The following is a 15,888-nucleotide window of genomic DNA, read 5'->3' as shown; positions in this document are numbered from 1 at the left end:
TCATATCTAAAATATATGGATTGATCAATAAAATCGATCAATTAAGAAACAGCGTTTCATTTTTCGAATCATGATCACTGTTGTGTATGGTTGACTCCCAACAGTGACATGAAGATAAACAGATGTGAATTTTCACACCTCGGGTCGGGTTGATACGATCTAAATGTTGTCTATCAGTCTGGTGATCGATTGTCTGGCTTGGACTATTGATTGCTGATGGCGATGATCTGCAAATTCTTGATACTCGGTCCGGATTTCATAGAAATGTTCTGCGCCCAGATATTGGCTGAGTAATTTGATATGGGGGGATAAATGATTCATTGCTTCTCGCTCCTCACCGGGACCAAAGCCAAATTCACCACAGGCACTTATCAATACGACAGTTTTACCTGATAGTATCGGTCTGATCGGGTTGTCTCCGCGGCTGAGGTCAAAGGTAAAGGTTTTATTCAGACGTAAAATCTGATCAAACCAAGCTTTTAGTACCGCAGGCATGCCGTAGTTATACATTGGGCTGGTGATAACGATGAGATCGGCCTGTTGCACTTCATCAAATAATTGGTCTGATAATGTTAATACTCGCTGCTGTGCCGGTGTTCTTTGTTCCTCGGGGGTGAAAACTGCACCAATCCAGTCTTGAGAAATAAAAGGGGGTGGAGTGAGTGCCAGATCTCGATGAATGATTTTTCTGTGATGATTTTTTTTCATCCATTGTTCCGAAAGTTCATGGCCAAGCTGTTTTGAGAGTGAATGGTGAGTGCTCATATTGTCACTCTGGCTACGGGCACTGGCATCAATTCTTAATAGTGTATGCATGTATTTACCTCTGTCTGTTGTTATCAAGGGTGTAATTCTCATGGGATGAGTATATTTTGACAAAAGGTCTTTTTTTGCTTATGAATGAATTAATTTCATCCATTAGGCTGTTCCTATGTTCAATAAGCTTCCTTCACTTACCAGCATTCGCACTTTTGAAGCGGCTGCCCGTTTACTGAGTTTTAAAGCTGCGGCCGATGAGTTGAATGTCTCTCCAACAGCGGTTTCTCATCAAATCCGGGGATTGGAGCATAATTTGAAAGTAAAGTTATTTGAGCGGAAAACCCGTGCTGTTGTGTTAACTCAGGAAGGGGAAAAATTATCGGTTACTTCCCATCAACTGATGAAAGCTCTGCTACATACTGTGAATGAACTCACGTCATCACCAGATCGAATCACGATTGGTACGACAAACGCTTTCGCTGCAATGTGGTTGGTTCCGAACTTAGCTGATTTTCAACGCAGGTATCCGGATATTGAAGTGGCTATTCGTGCTGAAGATACGTTGATAGATATTGAATACGATCGTCGGGTTGATTTGGTGATCCGTTCCGGAAAATTTGATACAAAACTGGAACATGCGGTTTTATTGTGTCAGGAATCATTAGGCTTTTATGCGACACCAGCTTATTGGCAACAACAGCAAAATACTCATCAACGCGTCTTTTATTATACGCATTGGAAGAATTCGAGATTTGATAATCCGGAGCTGTTTCCGATTCTGAAAGCAATCTACCCTGAAGCAAGTGAATTTGATATCCGAACGTTTGATGATGAAAATCAGACCATCCAAGCGGCTTTATCCGGGCAGGGTATTGCAGTTGTCAGCCAGATGCTGGCAAAGAATGCTGTAGAACAGGGCTGGTTGCGTGGTCATGCTAAATTTCCTCTGATTTCAGGGTTGGATCATTACTGTATTGTGCCACAGTGGAATCGTCACCATTTTGCTGCTCAGAAGATGCAATCTTGGCTCAAAGATATGTTCGAATCATCCGATTAAATAGCCTCGTTTGGGGTATATATTGAGATTGGTTTCAGTGAGGAATCTTATGATGAGTTATGGAATAACGTAAAATTATATTTTGGTTTCAGGAATATCGAGTCCCAGAAATAACACCTACTGCAACAAACGAAAATCACGCGGGTCCTCACTGAACCAAGTTCACATCACTTCAAAAAAACTAACGCTTCGCATCAATAGTTAAATGAGAAACTATTGCAATAACATATAGGCATTGATATGTTATAACATACCAATTAATGATAATTTACTCATTTTAATATGAAAAAAATATTGCTCATCATCGTGGTTGGCATCATTGCTATTGCGATATATCAACATCGTCAGTCTCAAAATAATACCCAACTTACGATTTCCGGCCCGTTTGAATTTAACGGCACGGACTTGTCACGGGACGGATTTCTCTACAGCCGTCTCGGTGTCACCGAGTCTTTAACCCGTCTTTTGCCTGATGGGACGATAGAGCCGCTGTTAGCGACCGACTGGACCCTGTCAGCAGATGGGATGACGTGGCATTTTCGTGTTCGCTCCGGTGTCTGGTTTCATGATGGTGCACTGCTGAATGCCGAAGTGGTGCGGCAGAATTTAGAATATGCGCGTACGCAACCGGGGGTGATCCGGCAGGTGCCGATTGAGGCGATTACTGTTAAAAATGAAGCATTGGTGATTGAGCTATCCCGGCCTTACAGTCCGCTTTTGAGTGTACTGGCGCATTATAGTCTGGGGATGGTTTCCCCGGTCACGCTGGTTCATGCAGGGCAGAGGAATGCAACAGACAAAGATAAAGGACAGGCACCGTCAGCCGTGATTGGTACCGGGGCGTTTCAAGTCTCAATGGCTCATCCGCCACATAAGATCGAAGTCACGCAAAACCCGGACTATTGGGGCGAGCCGGCGCATATTCAGTCGGTCAGTTATCTGGCGGGGCACCGGAGTGAAAGCAGGGCGCTGTTGGTGCGTAGTGGTCAGGCAGATATTGCTTATTCAGTTGATCCGATCAGTCGTGAAGGACTGAAGCAATCGGAGCAGGTGAGTGTTCAGTCACTTGCGTTGCCCCGTACCGTATTGCTGAAACTGAATCTCGGCCATCCACAGTTACGTTATCAGGCCGTTCGACAGGCGATTAGTCTGGCGTTGGATCGCGAAGGTATGGCATCTACGGTGCTACGTTTACCGGGGTCCGCTGCTTACCAGCTTTTTTCTCCGTCGCAATCTGACTGGTATCTCGACAATCTCAAACTCGAACGGAATCTTCAGCAAGCCAAGACTTTGATGATGCAGCAGGGGTGGTCTTATGACGACGAGGGCTGGTTGGTGCGAGACGGTCAACGGTTCACGCTGATGTTAACGACCTATGCCAATCGCCCTGAATTACCCGTTTTGGCAACCAGTATTCAGAACCAGCTGGCACTGCTGGGGATTCAGGTCAATGTCAGTATCGATAATGCCAGTGCGATTCCGGCCAAGCATCATGACAATACCCTCGATATGGCGCTGATTGCGCGCAACTTCGGTATGATGGGCACTCCGCTGCCGATTCTTTATGATGATTTCTCTTCACCGCAGGGCAGTGACTGGGGCCATATGAACTGGGATTCTCCGCAAATTCGCGCCATTCTGACTCAACTTCTGAGTGAGTCTGATCCACATGTCGCCCGGCAGTTGTCTCAGCAGGTCGCCCGAATTATGGCTGATGAGCTGCCGGTGATCCCGATTGCGTACAGCCAGCAACTCATCGCGGTGAATCACCGGGTGTCCGGATTCTCGTTTGACCCGTATGAAATTGATTATCGTCTCAAGGAAATGCAACTTCATGATTAATTTATTATTGCGCCGTTTTTGCCAGCTGATCTTTGTCGGTTGGTCGGTCGGCACGGTGACGTTTGTGATGATGAAATGCCTGCCGGGGGATATGGCATTTCGCATTGCCGCTGCCCGGTATGGTTATGACTATGTCAATTTACAAGCCGCGCAGCGCGTGGCGGCTGATCTCGGCCTGAATCGTCCGGTGTGGGAACAGTATCTGAGCTGGATGTGGGACTTAGCCCACTTTAATCTGGGGCAGTCGATGATCAGCGGTGAGTCGGTGACTGAGAAAATTATGCACCACTTGGGCTATTCATTATGGCTGGCAGCCGTTGCGCTGGGATTATCGCTATTGATCGCGTTTCCTGTTGGTCTCTACTGTGCGCGCCATGCCGGGCAGTGGCATGACAGGGTCATGTTACTGATCTCTAGTTTTATGCGGGCACAGCCGGTGTTTTTGATCGGGCTGGTGCTGATCTTATGCTTTGCGTTGAAACTTGATTTATTACCTGTGGCAGGTTTCGGCCGGTTTGAACATGTACTGCTCCCGGCTTTGGCGCTGGCTTTGTCTCTGGCAGCCTTATCGAACCGCATGATTCGCAATACTGCCAAGCGTATTTTTGAGGCACCGTTTTATCAATTTGCGCGACTGAAAGGCCTGAGTGAAACACAGGCTTATGCGCATCACGGTCAGCGCAATATTACGTTACCGCTACTGGCATTTATTGGCGTACAAGCCGTGGGGCTGGTGGAAGGGATTGTGATGATTGAATCACTGTTTTCCTGGCCGGGCATCGGCCATGCATTGTCTCATGCGATATTCGGCCGCGATATTCCGGTAATTCAAGGGGCTGCATTGGTCATGGGGTTACTGTTTGTGGTGATTAATACCGGGGTTGATCTGGTTCAGTACCACTTTGATCCGCGTTATCGTCGCTCGGTTGCCGGAGGGCTCGTATGAAACTTTATCGGACGCAGTGGATCGGCCTGTCGATCCTGACGATGTTGTTGGTTTTTGTTTTGATTGAAAAGCTCTGGCTCAACGGGGATATTGCCCGTCAGCAGCTTGAGCTTGCTTTTGCCGGACCAAACTGGCAAGAGATTCTTGGCACCGATCATTACGGGCGCAGTAACGCGGCACGGCTTGCCGATGCAATTATGAACTCGTTGCTGATGGCTGGCTTATGTGTCACGACTGCATCATTGCTCGGCACGCTTTCCGGTGTCTGGGCCGGATGGCACAAAGGCTGGGTTGACCGCATTTTTTCGCTGTGGGTCAATATTGTAATGGCACTGCCGGGGTTGATTCTGGTTTTGCTATTCGGCGCGATTTTCCCGGGCTCGTTTTTCTTTCTCTTCATTGCTATCTCAATCACGATGTGGGCTGATTACTTCCGGGTCATCCGCAGCCAGACACAGGCCGTTGTGCTCTCCGATGCGTTTGAGTCTTCTCGTCTGTTCGGATTCAGCCGCTGGTATCTGTTTTATCGTCACATCTGGCCGGAGATACGCAGTGATGTGTACACCTTGTCCTGTTTCGGAGCCGGTCATGCGATTTTATCGCTGGCAGCACTCGGCTTTTTGTATGTCGGGCTGCGTCCGCCCCATGCCGAGTTAGGCATGATGATGGTGGAACTGTTTCGTTATTATGATCAGGGTTTTTGGGTATTGCTTCAGCCGATTGTGGTGGTTTCGTTGCTGATTTTCTCTTTTCACCTGCTGGCACAGGGAGGTTCACGGACATGACACCATTACTTGAAGTGCGGCAACTGTCGGTCTGGCTGGGGGAGCACTGTGTCGTCGGGCCGGTCTCATTGACACTGGCTCATGCAGAATCCCTGACCATTCTCGGGGAAACCGGTGCGGGCAAGAGTTTGTTGTTGAAGGCGATTATCGGTGCGTTGCCGGCATCTTTTTCCAGTCAGGGGGAAGTGTGGTGGTCAGGGCAGGCTTTGCACACGATGTCTGCCGATGAACGGGAAAACTTATGGGGACGGGTATTTTCTATTTTGCCTCAGGAGCCCTCGTTAGCCCTTGACCCGTTAATGCGACTGTCCCGGCAAGCAGAAGAAGTGCCCGCGTTGTTACGCAATCAGGATGCGGCTACATGTCGCACTCAGGCGGTGCAACACTTTGATGCCGTCGGGCTTTCCGGCCATGAGCAGAAGTTTCCGGTTCAGCTTTCGGGCGGGATGGCACAGCGTGGGGCTTATGTGTGTGCCGTCAGCGGTGGTGGCGAAATTCTGATCGCCGATGAGCCGACTAAAGGGCTGGATGATCACAACCGTGAACGTCTGATTGAAATGTTACAACAGTACCGTCAGCAAGGGGCGTTACTGACGGTCACGCATGATATCGAAGTCGCGCAACAGCTCGGTGGCACCATCATTGTCATTCAGCAGGGTGATGTGGTTGAGCAGGGGCAGGCAAGCACGGTACTTTGTGACCCGCAACATGCTTACACCCGTCAGTTGATCACCGCACATCCGCGTCACTGGCCGGTAATGAACCGCCATCAGACGGGGGCGGTGTTATTGCGCGTTGATCAGTTAACAATGGCGGTTGAGAACCGGGTGCTGTTTGAGGATCTGTCTTTTGAACTCCGGGCCGGGGAAGTGCTGGGCATCCGCGGGCCGAGCGGGTGCGGCAAATCGACCTTGTGTCAGGCGGTGCTTGGCTTACGGGCACCGCTTTCAGGGGAGATTGAATATCTGCAACCGCTGGGTGTCGGACAGAAACTCAAACTCTATCAGGATCCGCCCGGTGCATTTGCCTCGCATGTCAGTTTAGGCACGCTGATTAATGATATTTGCCGTCATTATCAGATTGCCGATGCGGTACCGCGGACGCTGATGAAGCGGCTCCATTTGGATGCGAAGTTATTACAACAGTCAGCCAGTCAGGTCTCTGGTGGTGAATTACAGCGGTTTGCTATTTTGCGGGTCTTGTTGCTGAAACCGAAGTTACTTATCGCGGATGAGCCGACCACACGGTTAGATCCGTCCACCGCTCAGGAAACGCTGGCGTTGATCTTAGAGGCAGTCCGGGAGATAAATTGTGCGCTGTTACTGGTCAGTCATGAACACAACTTGCTCGAGAAAGTGTGTCATCGGGTGATCGAATTAGCACCGGAGCCGACGGTCAGTGATGAAGATGACCCGCTAGCCGCTCAGCCGGTGATGGTTGCTGGTTAATCTCGGGTGAAGCGTTCACTGAGAGCATCAAGATCAAAAAGGCCCGAGTCTGACCCGGGCCTTGCTGTTTGTTTCATCTCTCACATGCGTGTTTATCGAGATAGACTTGCCACCTTGTTTTGCTACTGCCGGTAGGTCGAGAGGAAGCGCTCGAAACGGCTGATCGCAATTTCCAGATCTTCAACATGCGGCAGGGTAACAATGCGGAAATGGTCGGGTTTCGGCCAGTTGAAGCCGCTGCCCTGAACCAGCAGCACTTTTTCCTGAATCAGAAAATCGAGCACCATTCTCTGGTCGTCATGAATGTTGTACATCTTGGTATCAATTTTCGGGAACAAATACATTGCACCTTTGGGTTTTACGCAAGAGACGCCCGGAATCTGATTAATCATTTCCCACGCGCGGTCACGCTGTTCCAGTAATCGGCCACCGGGCAAAATCAGTTCATTGATACTCTGATAACCGCCCAGAGCGGTCTGAATCGCATGTTGCATCGGCACATTGGCACACAAACGCATCGATGCCAGTATATCCAGCCCGGAGACGTAACCCGTCGCGAGATGTTTCGGGCCGGTCAGGAACATCCAGCCACCTCGGAACCCACAGACACGATACGCTTTTGACAGACCATTGAATGTGGCCATCAGGACATCATCGGCCAAGGTTGAGATCGGGGTATGGGTTGCACCGTCGTATAAGATCTTATCGTAGATCTCATCGGCAAAAATGATCAGGTTGTGCTGCCGGGCGATTTCAATAAATTCCAGCAGAAAGTCACGACTGTAAACGGCCCCGGTCGGATTATTCGGATTGATCAACACAATACCGCGGGTGTTCGGGGTGATTTTCTTTCTAATGTCTTCCAGATCGGGATACCAGTCTGATGATTCATCACACAGATAATGCACGGCTTTCCCGCCGGAGAGAGAAATTGAGGCGGTCCACAATGGGTAATCTGGTGCCGGCACCAACATTTCATCGCCATTGTTCAACAGCGCCTGCATCGACATCACGATCAGCTCGGAAGCGCCGTTACCGATATACACATCTTCGACATCAAGGGCGCGTAATCCTTTTTTCTGATAATGCTGAACCACTGCCTTACGGGCAGAGTAGATCCCTTTGGAATCACAATAGCCTTGCGATGTCGGCAGATTACGAATTACATCGACCAGGATTTCATCAGGGGCATCAAAGCCAAAAGGTGCCGGATTGCCGATATTCAGCTTTAGGATTTTATGGCCCTCTTCCTCCATGCGTTTAGCATGTTTGAGTACCGGACCCCGAATGTCGTAGCAGACATTATCAAGTTTTGATGACATCCCAATATTTTGCATGGCAGCTCCCCCGAAAATAATTAAATTTTTTTATTAAGTTACACTAAATCATGTTTTAAAAGAATAAAAATCTAAAATTATCTTATTTCTGGGCTAGAGCTTCGGGAGCATCTGACATAAAATGCTCTACATCCTTTGACAGGAACAGATAAATCAATCAATAGAGTCGGCATGACTCTCCCAGTTGAGGTCGCTTTGTCTTATTTTTACCAAGCAGTAAACCAACTCATTCACCAGATTCATCAGGCTTCACCACAGGTAAGCCGATGCCGACAGGCGCTTGATTTTCCTCCCCATTTTTCTCTGCCTGACTGGCTTGCCGCACAAACCTTGTTCCCCAAGTTTTATTGGCAAGACCGGGAAGGCCGGGAAGAAGTGGTCGCGTTGGGAGCGTGTCTCACGTTTACGGATCCGGCACCGGCCTATCAAGCGATCTCTGCATCTCAGCGTATTTGGGGCGGGCGCTCTTTTGATGGCGGGACGGCTAAAAATCCGTACTGTAAGGAAGCGTTTTTCTTTCTGCCACAAATCGAGCTGATTCGTGAAGAGGATTCATGGTTCTTATGTGCCAATTTTACAGCGCGTGACGCAACGATTCAGGCATTACAGCAACTTCAGCATGAGATTCCGGTCTTACCCCCGATTGCAACTGAAGTGCTTTGCGTTGATCATGCGCCTCAGCAAGCCCAGTGGTGTCAACTGGTTGAGCAGGCGTTGTCTGCGATGACGCAGCAGCAGTTTGATAAAGTCGTGTTAGCACGGCAGTCCACATTTGAACTGACGCAGTCGATTCAGGCGGCACAGTTATTGAAAGAAAGTCGTCGTCAGAATGATCAGAGTTTTCATTTTTTGCTGGCTATCGACCAGCGGCATAGTTTTGTCGGTTCGACCCCGGAGCGCTTGTATCAACGTCACGGCGTGACCTTACTCACCGAAGCGCTCGCTGGCACTATCGGCAGAAGCGATGATCCCCGGCAGGATCAGGCGTTATCCGATTGGTTGATCCATGATGATAAGAATATGACCGAGAACCAGTATGTCGTCGATGACATTGTGGGCCGTTTAATCCCTTTGGCGCGTTCCGTTGACGTCGGAGCCGAAACACAATTGGTGAAACTCCGGCGTGTACAACATCTGAAGCGTCACATTGCGGCTGAACTTAATCCGACGGTTAACGGTGTCCAGTTATTGGGCGCATTACAACCGACTGCAGCGGTCGCGGGGTTACCGAGACAAGCCGCTAAAACGTTCATTGAACGTTATGAACCGTTTTCCAGAGGATGGTATGCCGGTTCGATCGGATATATCAGCCATCAACGCGCTGAATTCTGTGTGGCGATTCGCAGCGCGCTGGTGATGGATAAACAGATTAAACTCTTTGCCGGAGCTGGGATTGTGAGCGGTTCGGTTGCTGAACATGAATGGTTAGAGTTGGATCGTAAGATGTCAACTTTACTCAGCCTGATCACGGAGATATCTCCGGAGGAAGTAGTATCGTGAAATCTCAACAAGCGGTGTTGAATCGTATCTGGAGTCGCTTGATTCTGGAGGAATTGTCGCGTCTGGGCGTTCGTGATGTGTGTGTTGCTCCGGGCTCGCGTTCTACACCATTGACACTCGAAGCCGATGCGCATCCGGCGTTGCAGCTCCATCGCCATTTTGATGAAAGAGGGCTGGGTTATCTGGCGCTGGGGCTGGCAAAAGCCAGCCATCAGCCGGTCGCCGTGATTGTGACATCGGGGACTGCGGTGGCGAATTTACTCCCGTGTGTAGTTGAAGCTAATTTGACGGGCGAAAAACTGGTTTTGTTAACCGCCGACCGCCCGGTAGAGCTGATTGGTTGCGGTGCGAATCAGGCGATTGAACAGCCGGGAATTTTTGCCGCGCATGTGGTTCAGGCGATCAACTTACCCAGCCCGACCACCGCGATTGCGCCCAACTGGCTGCTCACGACACTTGATCAGGCACTTGCGGTGCAAAGGCGTCGCGGTGGTGCGGTACATATCAACTGCCCGTTTCCTGAGCCGCTGTATATTAACGATGAAGTCGTTGATGATGCGGTTTATCTGGCAGGCATTCAGCCATGGCTGGCAGAACGTTCACCTTACGGTATTCAGTGGTGTGACCAACCACCACCATCGCCCATCCGGCTTGAGCCGGCATTGTTCCGTCAGCGTGGGATCGTGATTATCGGCTCTCTGCCGTTGGCCGAGGCAGAAAAAGCTAAAGTGTTTGCACAGCGGTTGGGCTGGCCTGTGCTCTGCGACCCCCAATCGGGCGTATCAAGTGACTGGGCATATTTCGATCTCTGGCTTCATCATCCATCCTTTCGGCAGATCCTGTCCGAATGCGACGTGATCGTTCAGTTCGGGGGGCTGCTGGTATCCAAACGGCTCAATCAATGGCTGCAACAGCAAGTCACCCAGCATGGGAGCCATTATGTGCTGGTTGCTGCGGATGAGAAACGCAACAATCCGTCTCATCTGCCCCAACAGCAGATCGTGGCCCCGATTGCAAGTTGGGTTGATGCGCAACTCGAATCGGCTCAGGCAGACAATTTATCAGCCGGTTGCCCATTAACGGATCGCTCATCAACGGATCGCTCATCAGCGAATTGGGCGGATCCATTGTTGGCGATGATTGGCCGTATCCCGGCAGTGATACAGCAAGTAGCAGCAACAACGACGGCCCTTTCTGAGTTGGATGTCGCCCGGTCAGTGGCGACGCTGGCCCCCACTGCGGATTTATTTCTCGGCAACAGTCTGATTGTTCGTTTAGTCGATATGTTTGGTACCGTTAATCATCAGAACGTGTATTCCAACCGCGGTGCGTCGGGCATTGATGGTCTGGTGGCGACGGCTGTCGGTGTTCAGCGCGAACGGCAGCATCCGATGTTATTACTGCTGGGCGATACGTCCCTGTTGTATGACCTCAACTCGCTCGCGTTGTTGACCAACACTTCGCAGCCGTTTGTGGTTGTGGTGACCAATAACGACGGCGGTGCAATTTTTGACTTACTGCCCGTCCCAAAACAACAGAAAACTGACTTGTATCAGATGCCACATGGCTATGATTTCCGACATGCCGCAGCCCAGTTTGGTTTGCAGTATGCCAAGCCTGAAAGTGTCAGCGCATTGACGGATTGTGTCACACAGCATATCGAGCGCGGGCAGCATGGTTTGGTGGTTGAAGTCAGCGTCCCGGCCGGACAGGCGGCACAGCACATTCAGCAGGTTATTCAGCATGTCTGTACTTTATAGCAATTACATCCCGGCGGAGTCGGGTGCAAAGCAGGTCCGACCGGTGCTGGTGTTGTTACATGGTTTACTGGGCAGCAGTGAAGACTGGTCGGAAACGCTGGTGCAACTGCGTGATTTCCCCTGTTTGACCATCGATCTGTGCGGGCATGGGAATAGTCGCACGCAAAGCTGTACCGATTTTGATGACTGTTGTGCTCAGATTGCTCAGACGATTGCGAGTCGTTTGCCACCGGCGCAGCCGCTGGTACTGATTGGCTATTCGCTGGGTGGCCGGTTAGCCATGTATGGTGCCGTTCACGGGGTTTGGTCGGCCTTGAATGTGACCATGTTGGTGATTGAAGGGGGCAACTTCGGACTGCAGGATGAGTCAGCCCGTCAGGCTCGCTGGCAACAGGATCAGGCATGGGCCGATCGCTTTGCATCTGAGCAGATTGCTGATGTTTTAGTCAGTTGGTATCAGCAGCCGGTATTTTCCTCGCTCAACCATGAGCAAAGACAAGATTTGATCGCCCGACGTAGTGATAATCTTGGCGTCAACATTGCGGCGATGATGCGTGCGACATCGTTGGCCTTGCAGCCGGATTTGCTGTCGGCATTGAAAACACAGCCGATCCCCGTTCAGTATATCTGTGGGGAGCGCGATCAAAAATTCCGCCAACTCGCTGAACCAAGCGGGTTGCCAATACAGATTGTTTTGCAGGCAGGACATAATGTCCATCAGGAGCGACCCGCGGCCTTTGCCCAGTGTCTTCGAACACAACTCGCTCATCAGAGATGACAGCTCAAACAAGATAGGTAGATTATGACAATTACTGTAGGTATCAGTGAAGAAGAACTTTATGCACCGGTCAATTGGAACGATTGTAGCGGTGAGTATCAAGATATTCACTATCATAAATCGGATGATGGTATTGCCAGAATTACCATTGCACGGCCGCAGGTGCGCAATGCTTTTCGCCCGCAGACGGTGAAAGAGATGATTCAGGCGCTGGCCGATGCCCGTTATGATTCTGGTGTGGGCGTCATTGTTCTGACCGGACTGGGAGAAGATGCCTTCTGTTCCGGTGGTGACCAGAAGATTCGCGGCGACTATGGCGGTTATCGTGATGACGAAGGCACTCACCATCTCAATGTACTAGACTTTCAGCGTCAAATCCGAACTTGTCCGAAGCCGGTGATTGCGGCCGTGGCGGGTTGGGCCGTTGGCGGTGGTCATGTATTACATATGATGTGTGATTTAACCATTGCGGCTGACAATGCCAAGTTCGGTCAGACCGGTCCGAAAGTCGGATCGTTTGACGGTGGTTGGGGTGCGTCTTATATGTCACGGATTGTCGGCCAGAAAAAAGCGCGCGAAATCTGGTTCTTATGCCGCTTTTATGATGCGCAGGAAGCCGTTGATATGGGGTTGGTCAATACCGTTGTACCTTTGGCGGATCTGGAGAAAGAAACCGTACGCTGGTGTCGGGAAGTGTTACAACACAGTCCGATGGCGCTGCGTTGTTTGAAAGCGGCCCTGAATGCCGACTGTGATGGTCAGGCCGGGTTACAAGAGCTGGCTGGAAATGCGACGATGATGTTTTATATGACGGAAGAAGGCCAGGAAGGCCGCAATGCGTTTAACGAAAAACGTCGTCCTGATTTTCACAAGTTTCCTCGTAACCCGTAGGTTTCGGCAGCGATTGAAACAGAATGATTGAAATAAGGTGTCTGGTGGTTTAACCCTCGGGCATCGGGTCAAGAGGAACAGTTACCATGCGTAGTGCAAAACTGTACCGCTATCGATTACCGATGGATAGCGGTGTGATTCTTCGCAACGAGAAGCTATTGGAACGTGAAGGCTTCATCGTAGAAATACATGAGCAGAATCAGATGGGGCGAGGTGAAATTGCGCCATTAGTTGGTTTCAGCTCGGAATCTGTGACGGAAGCCGGTATCCAGCTTCAGGAACAACTGGCACGCTGGTGTCGCGGTGAGGTGATTGACTATTCGTCATTATATCCATCCGTGGCGTTTGGTTTGTCTGCCGCAGAGGCCGAGTTATCCGGTGAACTGCCACAAGCCGGTCATTATTTTGCGGCTCCCTTATGTATCGGTGACCCGGATGAATTGATCGAGCGTCTTCAAGTGTTACCGAAAAAAGTCGCCAAAGTGAAAGTCGGCTGGTATGAACCGGTCCGGGACGGGCTGATCGTCAATCTGTTGCTGGAAAGCATTCCTGATTTATCACTGCGGTTGGATGTTAATCGCGGCTGGACACCGGAACAGGCGGCGAAGTTTGCCAGTAAAATTTCACATTCCTACCGGCAGCGCATCGCCTATATCGAAGAACCCTGTGCGGCACCGAGCGACAGTATTGCGTTTGCGATCAATACCGGTATTGCGATTGCGTGGGATGAAACCCTACAAGAGTCATTACATGACCCGGCGTTCGGTCTGGAGAATCTGACCGGCGTGAAAGCGCTGATCATTAAGCCGACCCTGATTGGTTCAATTGAACGGTGTCGTTACCTGATCGAAAAAGCCAGAACACTGGGAATGCAACCGGTGATTAGTTCCAGCATTGAGTCGAGCTTCGGTTTGTGTCAATTGGCACGACTTTCCCGCTGGCTGATACCGGATGAAGTGCCGGGACTGGATACCGTCGGCCTGTTTCAGCAACAGTTGGCCGTTGCGTGGCCGGGGTGTGATTTACCCGTTGTTGCGCTGGAAAGTCAGGATCTGATCTGGACGTCCTGATGACGCATCCTGACTCTGACCGGAACGCCCCGTGGTTGCACTGGGCGGAGCAACGGCCGACGGCCATTGCACTGAAAGTGGCGCAGCAAAGCTATACCTGGCAAGCGGTGGCCGGGAAGGTTGCTGCTATTGCTGCGGCGCTACAGCAGCAGGGGGTCGGTGACCGTGATGTGGTGACATTGATTGGTAAGAACCATCCCGATGCGGTCTGGTTGTTTCTGGCGAGATTATCTGCCGGTGCGTTGACGGCCTTTCTGCCGCCACAGCCGATTGCTATGTTGCAGCGTAAACTGGAGACTATCTACCGTCCGCATCAAACCATGTGGTTGTTTTGTGCTGACCCAAGTGATGTCACCGCATTGCAGGCGCAGTTGCCGGACTGTCGCATGGTTGACTGTCAGCACGCCACCGATGCTATTCAGCCCACGCATTATCATCCCGAACAGTTGAGCACATTAATTTTTACGTCCGGCTCAACCGGTAACGCGAAAGCGGTTGCCCATACCTCTCACCAGCATTTCGCCTCGGCGCAGGGGTTGTTATCTCAGTTTCATTTCACGGCCAGTGACACGTGGTTACTGAGCCTGCCTGTCTATCATGTATCCGGATTGTCGATTATTTACCGCTGGTTACAAGCAGGTGCCTGCCTGCGGATTGGGCATACTGAAGCCAGTGACATGGCGGATGTGACCCATGCTTCGTTGGTGCCGACCCAGCTACAGCGTTTGCTGGATCAGCAAATCCCCCACACGCTGACACATGTGTTGCTCGGAGGCAGTTATATTCCGGCGGAACTTGCCCGGCGAGCGGCTGCGCTCGGTATCGAAACATGGCTCGGGTATGGCATGACAGAAGCTGCGTCAACGGTCACTGCCAAGCGGGTCGGTGGTCTTGAGAGTTGTGGCCGGCTGCTGCCTTTTCGCCAGGTGAAAATTGCTGACGAACGAATTTATATCAGCGGTGATACGTTGGCTTGTGGTTATTATCGTCAGGGAGAACTGACCCCCTTGTGTGACGATTCCGGATGGTTTGACAGCAAGGACATGGGCTATTGGCACGAGCAGGAACTTCATGTCACCGGCCGGGCGGATAATCTGTTTATCTCCGGTGGGGAAAATATTCATTGTGAAGAAATTGAAGCGGTTTTAGTGCGACATCCACAGATCGATATTGCGGTGGTAGTACCGGTTGCCGATGCTACTTATGGGGCCCGTCCGATAGCCGTGATTGGCTGTGAACCGGACTGGCAATCGATGAGCGCGGACATCAGCATGTGGCTTGAAGGGCGCTTGGAGAAATTCAAATGGCCGGATGGTTATTACCGATTGCCCGCTCACTGTCGTCCCCAAGGGATTAAAATCTCCCGTGCTGCGGTCAAAACGTGGTTAAACGCTGCAATCAAGCAATGTCGCGATCCTGACAAGTAGTTATGAGCAACAAGTTATGAGTTAGTCCAAAACTGAATTTTGGTTTGATATGTCTTTTCGTCATAATTAACTCAGTTTAATTAACTAAAAGGCATACCCAATGAAAAAAGGGCTCATGATTGCGACTATTATCATTCAGCTTTTCGTGGCAGTGCTGAATAGTGGTGCCACTCGGTCATTGGCGGAGTTGACCGCATTTCTGTTGATTGTGGTGCTGTTTCTGGAACGCTCTCCCCGCCAATCATCTCGTCAAACATCTTCGTTGTGAATCTTCGCTGTGAATCCGGC

General features: G+C 50.6%; 14 protein-coding genes. 12 read left to right on the top strand and 2 right to left on the bottom strand.

Annotation, left to right across the window (positions count from 1 at the left end; genetic code table 11):
- Positions 1-159: 159 nt before the first annotated feature.
- Entirely contained in the window at positions 160-816 is a 657-nt protein-coding gene (locus tag AC55NX_RS02365; protein ID WP_496994287.1) for an FMN-dependent NADH-azoreductase, read from the bottom strand.
- Positions 817-931: 115 nt separating this feature from the next.
- Here AC55NX_RS02365 and AC55NX_RS02360 point away from each other — a divergent pair, with 115 nt between their 5' ends.
- The 5 genes from AC55NX_RS02360 to AC55NX_RS02340 all read left to right on the top strand — a co-directional run bounded on the left by AC55NX_RS02360 (position 932) and on the right by AC55NX_RS02340 (position 6,837).
- Positions 932-1,816: a LysR family transcriptional regulator gene (locus AC55NX_RS02360; protein WP_496994286.1), complete on the top strand. Its 885-nt coding sequence runs from the start codon at positions 932-934 to the stop codon at positions 1,814-1,816.
- 282 nt (positions 1,817-2,098) lie between these two features.
- Entirely contained in the window at positions 2,099-3,658 is a 1,560-nt protein-coding gene (locus tag AC55NX_RS02355; protein ID WP_496994285.1) for an ABC transporter substrate-binding protein, read from the top strand.
- A complete protein-coding gene (locus tag AC55NX_RS02350) occupies positions 3,651-4,604 on the top strand; it encodes an ABC transporter permease (RefSeq protein ID WP_496994284.1) in 954 nt (317 codons plus the stop codon). The genes AC55NX_RS02355 and AC55NX_RS02350 overlap by 8 nt, the downstream gene beginning before the upstream one ends.
- Positions 4,601-5,389, top strand: coding sequence for an ABC transporter permease (locus tag AC55NX_RS02345; RefSeq protein WP_496994283.1), 789 nt, complete (start codon positions 4,601-4,603; stop codon positions 5,387-5,389). The genes AC55NX_RS02350 and AC55NX_RS02345 overlap by 4 nt, the downstream gene beginning before the upstream one ends.
- The gene (locus tag AC55NX_RS02340) at positions 5,386-6,837 is read left to right on the top strand and encodes an ABC transporter ATP-binding protein (RefSeq protein ID WP_496994282.1); all 1,452 of its coding nucleotides are present in this window, start codon (positions 5,386-5,388) and stop codon (positions 6,835-6,837) included. Before AC55NX_RS02345 ends, AC55NX_RS02340 begins: the two co-directional genes overlap by 4 nt.
- A 122-nt stretch (positions 6,838-6,959) precedes the next feature.
- Here the strand turns inward: AC55NX_RS02340 and AC55NX_RS02335 are convergent, their stop codons facing one another.
- Complete coding sequence (locus AC55NX_RS02335) at positions 6,960-8,174, bottom strand: pyridoxal phosphate-dependent aminotransferase (protein WP_496994281.1); 1,215 nt, start codon at positions 8,172-8,174, stop codon at positions 6,960-6,962.
- 195 nt (positions 8,175-8,369) lie between these two features.
- Between AC55NX_RS02335 and AC55NX_RS02330 the strand changes: the two genes are divergently transcribed.
- From AC55NX_RS02330 to AC55NX_RS02300, 7 genes are all read left to right on the top strand, one after another.
- Positions 8,370-9,674 carry an isochorismate synthase gene (locus tag AC55NX_RS02330; RefSeq protein ID WP_496994451.1) on the top strand — a complete coding sequence of 435 codons (1,305 nt, stop codon included), beginning with the start codon at positions 8,370-8,372 and terminating at the stop codon, positions 9,672-9,674.
- Complete coding sequence (gene menD, locus AC55NX_RS02325; RefSeq protein ID WP_496994280.1) at positions 9,671-11,434, top strand: 2-succinyl-5-enolpyruvyl-6-hydroxy-3-cyclohexene-1-carboxylic-acid synthase; 1,764 nt, start codon at positions 9,671-9,673, stop codon at positions 11,432-11,434. The genes AC55NX_RS02330 and menD overlap by 4 nt, the downstream gene beginning before the upstream one ends.
- Complete coding sequence (gene menH, locus AC55NX_RS02320; RefSeq protein WP_496994279.1) at positions 11,418-12,212, top strand: 2-succinyl-6-hydroxy-2,4-cyclohexadiene-1-carboxylate synthase; 795 nt, start codon at positions 11,418-11,420, stop codon at positions 12,210-12,212. Before menD ends, menH begins: the two co-directional genes overlap by 17 nt.
- A 24-nt stretch (positions 12,213-12,236) precedes the next feature.
- Positions 12,237-13,103, top strand: a complete 867-nt coding sequence (gene menB, locus AC55NX_RS02315; RefSeq protein ID WP_021018876.1) for a 1,4-dihydroxy-2-naphthoyl-CoA synthase — start codon at positions 12,237-12,239, stop codon at positions 13,101-13,103.
- 86 nt (positions 13,104-13,189) lie between these two features.
- The gene (menC, locus tag AC55NX_RS02310) at positions 13,190-14,173 is read left to right on the top strand and encodes an o-succinylbenzoate synthase (protein WP_496994278.1); all 984 of its coding nucleotides are present in this window, start codon (positions 13,190-13,192) and stop codon (positions 14,171-14,173) included.
- Entirely contained in the window at positions 14,173-15,600 is a 1,428-nt protein-coding gene (gene menE / locus AC55NX_RS02305) for an o-succinylbenzoate--CoA ligase (RefSeq protein WP_496994277.1), read from the top strand. Before menC ends, menE begins: the two co-directional genes overlap by 1 nt.
- Positions 15,601-15,700: 100 nt before the next feature.
- A complete protein-coding gene (locus tag AC55NX_RS02300) occupies positions 15,701-15,868 on the top strand; it encodes a hypothetical protein (RefSeq protein ID WP_162841945.1) in 168 nt (55 codons plus the stop codon).
- Positions 15,869-15,888 lie beyond the last annotated feature (20 nt).

This window comes from Vibrio rubrogenes (assembly GCF_059641415.1).
Note: the sequence above shows the minus strand (reverse complement) of the source record. Positions and strands in the feature narration are given on the sequence as shown.

Excerpts from the sequence above, each read along its gene's own strand:
- menE (WP_496994277.1), top strand. The coding sequence starts at position 14,173 with ATGACGCATCCTGACTCTGACCGGAACGCCCCGTGGTTGCACTGGGCG.
- AC55NX_RS02335 (WP_496994281.1), bottom strand. The coding sequence starts at position 8,174 with ATGCAAAATATTGGGATGTCATCAAAACTTGATAATGTCTGCTACGAC.
- AC55NX_RS02360 (WP_496994286.1), top strand. The coding sequence starts at position 932 with ATGTTCAATAAGCTTCCTTCACTTACCAGCATTCGCACTTTTGAAGCG.
- AC55NX_RS02365 (WP_496994287.1), bottom strand. The coding sequence starts at position 816 with ATGCATACACTATTAAGAATTGATGCCAGTGCCCGTAGCCAGAGTGAC.
- menB (WP_021018876.1), top strand. The coding sequence starts at position 12,237 with ATGACAATTACTGTAGGTATCAGTGAAGAAGAACTTTATGCACCGGTC.
- menH (WP_496994279.1), top strand. The coding sequence starts at position 11,418 with ATGTCTGTACTTTATAGCAATTACATCCCGGCGGAGTCGGGTGCAAAG.
- menC (WP_496994278.1), top strand. The coding sequence starts at position 13,190 with ATGCGTAGTGCAAAACTGTACCGCTATCGATTACCGATGGATAGCGGT.
- AC55NX_RS02340 (WP_496994282.1), top strand. The coding sequence starts at position 5,386 with ATGACACCATTACTTGAAGTGCGGCAACTGTCGGTCTGGCTGGGGGAG.
- AC55NX_RS02300 (WP_162841945.1), top strand. The coding sequence starts at position 15,701 with ATGAAAAAAGGGCTCATGATTGCGACTATTATCATTCAGCTTTTCGTG.
- AC55NX_RS02355 (WP_496994285.1), top strand. The coding sequence starts at position 2,099 with ATGAAAAAAATATTGCTCATCATCGTGGTTGGCATCATTGCTATTGCG.
- AC55NX_RS02345 (WP_496994283.1), top strand. The coding sequence starts at position 4,601 with ATGAAACTTTATCGGACGCAGTGGATCGGCCTGTCGATCCTGACGATG.
- AC55NX_RS02350 (WP_496994284.1), top strand. The coding sequence starts at position 3,651 with ATGATTAATTTATTATTGCGCCGTTTTTGCCAGCTGATCTTTGTCGGT.